Source organism: Companilactobacillus halodurans (assembly GCF_009600985.1).
In the GTDB taxonomy this organism is placed as follows: domain Bacteria; phylum Bacillota; class Bacilli; order Lactobacillales; family Lactobacillaceae; genus Companilactobacillus; species Companilactobacillus halodurans.
Genome location: NZ_VDFP01000049.1, coordinates 1 through 3,879, shown reverse-complemented (window position 1 = coordinate 3,879; position 3,879 = coordinate 1). Strand labels below are relative to the sequence as shown.

The window sequence follows — 3,879 nt, the reverse complement described above, 5'->3', positions numbered from 1 at the left end:
GTTTTGAATTTTCATCCTGTAAACGTCTAATATGCTCTTTATCTTGCTTACGTTCTTTTCCTGAGTTTAATTCTGTGAATGTTGGTTCTAAACGAGCAGCTAACGCTGATCGTTGTTTAAGTATTTTATAATTATCCTCTGAAATAATTACTTTACCTGTCGCCTCTTTTTCTTTTGAAAACAGACTAGGTTTTTTATACTCATATTCATATTTGTCATTTACAGGCTCATTTAAGACATTTATTAAATTTTGGTACTCTTCTTCCTCTTTTTGTTTTTTTGCTCTTATTTCGTCTAATTTTACTTTCTCATATGCATTTTTCTCTTTATATTCATCTATTTGTGAATCTACAGAACCTAAAATATCTAAATGTCTATCTCGTTCTTGTTTCAAATCCTCGATTTTTTTCGACTCTTTATGCTTTTGATTTTCTATATTTTGAGCTTCTTTCTTTAATTTTGGTAACTTAATTTCTTCCCAATCTTTCAATTCACTTTTCATATTGTCATAGCTTGCTTTTATAGGTTTAATTTCTCTCTTGTAATGGTCTATTAAACGTTGATGGTTTTGAATTTGTTTTTCTGTCCCTTTAAGTGTTTGTCTAGCAAATTCTTTTTCTTTCTCATGGTATTTAGTTTCACTCTTATACTGCTCAACTTGGCGATGCTTTCGCTCTGTTTTATTTTTAGATTCTCCACGTTCTAATCTATATCCTTTATCATTCAAATATTGATTAAATCTGTCTTGAAATTCTGTTAATGATTTTTTATTACCAATTACTTCTTTAGCGCTCAAACGACCATCTTCTGTAATCGGGACAAATCCATAATGCATATGTGGTGTTTTCTCGTCCATATGAACCGTTGCATAAAGCAAATTTTCTTTTCCATACTCATTTTCTAAAAATTGCTTGGAATCTTCAAAAAAGCTCTTTATATCTTCTGTACTCTTAAATTTAAAAAAATCCTCGTCTGATGTAATAACGCCATCAATATGTTTAATAGCATCATTTCGTATTTTTCTTTTACCTGCATAATTCTGTTCTATTTTCTCATCTATTTTTTGATTAAAATCAATATCACTATCATTCACTAAATCATAATTTAAATACGACTTCTCTAAATCTATATCATCATTTTCATAATTTTTATTTTCTCTTTGAACATGTTTTTGGATTCCAGTTGTGTTTGTTTTTGATTTTACTCTTGCAACTCTAATTATAGAATACGACATATAATTGCCCTCCTGTTTCATTGGTTTTCGTGGCCTTTATTTATTAAAGTCTAACACACTAGACTTATTTTATAAGTCGTTAAACCGTGTGCTCTGCGAGGCATGTTTTTGCTTACGCAAAAATTGGACTTCCGAAAACCGGAAGTCCAAAAGTTCAAAACCAAAAAGCCCAGCAACCAAAAATGGTGGTTGCTAATGTTCATAAATTTTTGATCACTCACGTGTATAAAATTTAATTCACTAAGAATCTTTCGAACCTTTAAGCTCTGAAAAATTAAAATCAAAATGTAATCTAATTAAGTCAACATTTAAACTTATGACTTTATTTATGTTTTTCATATTCACTAAACCAAATTGCCCATCACATTTATTTATAAAACGCCTTAATTCTCTTATATTAGTTAATTTATATTTATCTATTATTTTGCAAACACAATCCAGTATATTATCATTCTTCATTTACTATTTCTCCTGTTACACTGTTAATTCTTTGTGCATATCTTGCTCTATATCCACATTGATAATTACCTTCAAACCAAAGTCTAAAACTACTAGCATTAGCACTAATAACATCTTGAACATAATTCATATTATCAACGTCATATTCATCACCATATAATTCCAAGAAAGACATTAAATCTATTACATTTACTATATGTTTTGTTTTAACAATTTGTAACAAAGTGTTTTTCAAACTTCTTTTCTGACTTTCATCTAAAAATACATATCTTTCTATATCAAAATCATTAATAGTATTAATATCTTTTTTATCGTACTTATGTTTATTCTTCTTAATAGCATCTGAACTTTCATGTGTTAAATACTGATAATAGTGTTCTACGCTATCAACAACTTCTATATGCGAAACAGATTCTTTACCTAAAGCGCGTTTAACTTTGTTTCTAACACTCTCAATCGTAACTGGATTTTTAGCTATATATAAAATGTGATAATGCGCTTTTTTATATACTTTATCTCCATTGTTCACAATGTCTTTTTCATTATCATTCATATCTTCAAATTTACGTTCACTTACATCTTTATCATGCAATGGACTAATAGCCATTGGAACCCCTAACTTAATTAAACAATCCTCCCAATCTTCAGGAAGACTTTCTGGATATAAAATAAATGCAAAATTTCTAGCCTTTGTTATTTTTTTAGTCATGTTATATAATTACCTTTGAAAATATAAGCATATGTTCAAGAGCGGTCTTTTGCGAGGACGCTCTTTTTTTATACTCATTTTTCTCCTTTCTTATATTCATCTAAAATCAATGTAAGCATTGCTGATTTACTCAATCCTTTTTCTTTACATAATTCTTCTAAATACTCATAAAAACTATCCGACATAGTAATTGTGAACCTTTTTTTCTCAGTCATTTTTTTCTCCTTTTAAACTAATAAATTTATTAAAAATATAGTATCATAGTTGTGTACTTTTAACAACTTTTAGCACAACATTCGAAAAACGTTGGTAAAATCGCCAACAAACGTTGGTCGTTTTAAATCTCTTATAAGCCTTGGGAGAGTAAAGGCGAAAAGCTATAAAAATAAAATGTTGGCACTCGGCACAATAATGGGGGGTCGTAGTATCCCCCCCCATTACGCCCCGAAATTTGCAGTTCAAAATCATAAAAACCAAAACAAAAAAGACCCAATAAAATATTATTAGGTCTTTTACTTTAATGCTTTATTTAATTATCTAATGCATTATCTTTCTTTCTGTCATTAAATTGTCCTAAACACACTCCAAGTAAAATACCTAGAGGAACACCTAAAGGACCAACTACATTTAAAAAGATAAGACTAAGAAGAAGTGCATAACAAATAGCAGTTGATCTATTCTTAAAAAATTTAAACAAAATAAAACCCCTTTCTTTTTTAGTTTACTAAACATTGTTGCTTTATTCCAATTTCCTTATGGTTTGGAACCTACAGGCTTTATGTGTTGTTGAGTTGGTACTTTCTTGGGATTAATCCCAATTCAAGTCCAACCAACTCGCTAACAAGTTAGCTAACACATAGCCCTTTCCAAACAATAAGTTTTCTCGGCATAATTGCGTGCTTTTGTTATAATATACACATTGAAGGAAAAGTGATGGCTTCTCCCTCAGAAATCATCAATCAATGATTTCTTTGATTAAGGTTAATAAGGCAAGGCGCTTAACAGTAAAAATAATCTGTTAAGCGCCTTATTTTTATCTATCCAAATCAAAACCTTTATCTTTGCCTTTACTACGCATCTTACTATTCTCAAATTGCATACGTTTCACTTCGTTATCTTTTCGTTGGAACATACGTTTATCATTGTCATCAACAGTAACCATTTCTCTGTATTTATCTTTAAAATTACTTTTAACTTTATTATCAATCATATTAATCCCTTTATGATAAACATCTTCCCCAACTGCTTGTTTGATTATTTTACATCCACTTTTCACAAGACTTATATATGATTTATGCTCTCTTATCACTTCATCACGTTCATTTGCTACTTTTTTATTTTGTTTCTTAAGTTTTGAATTTTCATCCTGTAAACGTCTAATATGCTCTTTATCTTGCTTACGTTCTTTTCCTGAGTTTAATTCTGTGAATGTTGGTTCTAAACGAGCAGCTAACGCTGATCGTTGTTTAAGTATTTT

General features: G+C 29.5%; 6 protein-coding genes. All 6 read right to left on the bottom strand.

Annotation, left to right across the window (positions count from 1 at the left end):
- Positions 1 to 1,234: MobV family relaxase (mobV, locus tag FHL06_RS12070; protein ID WP_153386831.1), on the bottom strand; the 1,234-nt coding region annotated here is incomplete at its 3' end.
- Positions 1,235 to 1,474: 240 nt separating this feature from the next.
- Complete coding sequence (locus FHL06_RS12065) at positions 1,475 to 1,693, bottom strand: hypothetical protein (RefSeq protein WP_069819225.1); 219 nt, start codon at positions 1,691 to 1,693, stop codon at positions 1,475 to 1,477.
- On the bottom strand, positions 1,683 to 2,402 hold the full coding sequence (locus FHL06_RS12060) for a Rep family protein (protein ID WP_069819226.1): 720 nt from the start codon (positions 2,400 to 2,402) through the stop codon (positions 1,683 to 1,685). Before FHL06_RS12060 ends, FHL06_RS12065 begins: the two co-directional genes overlap by 11 nt.
- 74 nt (positions 2,403 to 2,476) lie before the next feature.
- On the bottom strand, positions 2,477 to 2,617 hold the full coding sequence (locus tag FHL06_RS12055) for a ribbon-helix-helix protein, CopG family (protein ID WP_069819227.1): 141 nt from the start codon (positions 2,615 to 2,617) through the stop codon (positions 2,477 to 2,479).
- Positions 2,618 to 2,931: 314 nt separating this feature from the next.
- A complete protein-coding gene (locus tag FHL06_RS12050; RefSeq protein ID WP_153386829.1) occupies positions 2,932 to 3,099 on the bottom strand; it encodes a hypothetical protein in 168 nt (55 codons plus the stop codon).
- A 336-nt stretch (positions 3,100 to 3,435) separates the two neighbouring features.
- The coding region (locus FHL06_RS14395; protein WP_192917978.1) for a hypothetical protein at positions 3,436 to 3,879 on the bottom strand (444 nt) is incomplete at its 5' end.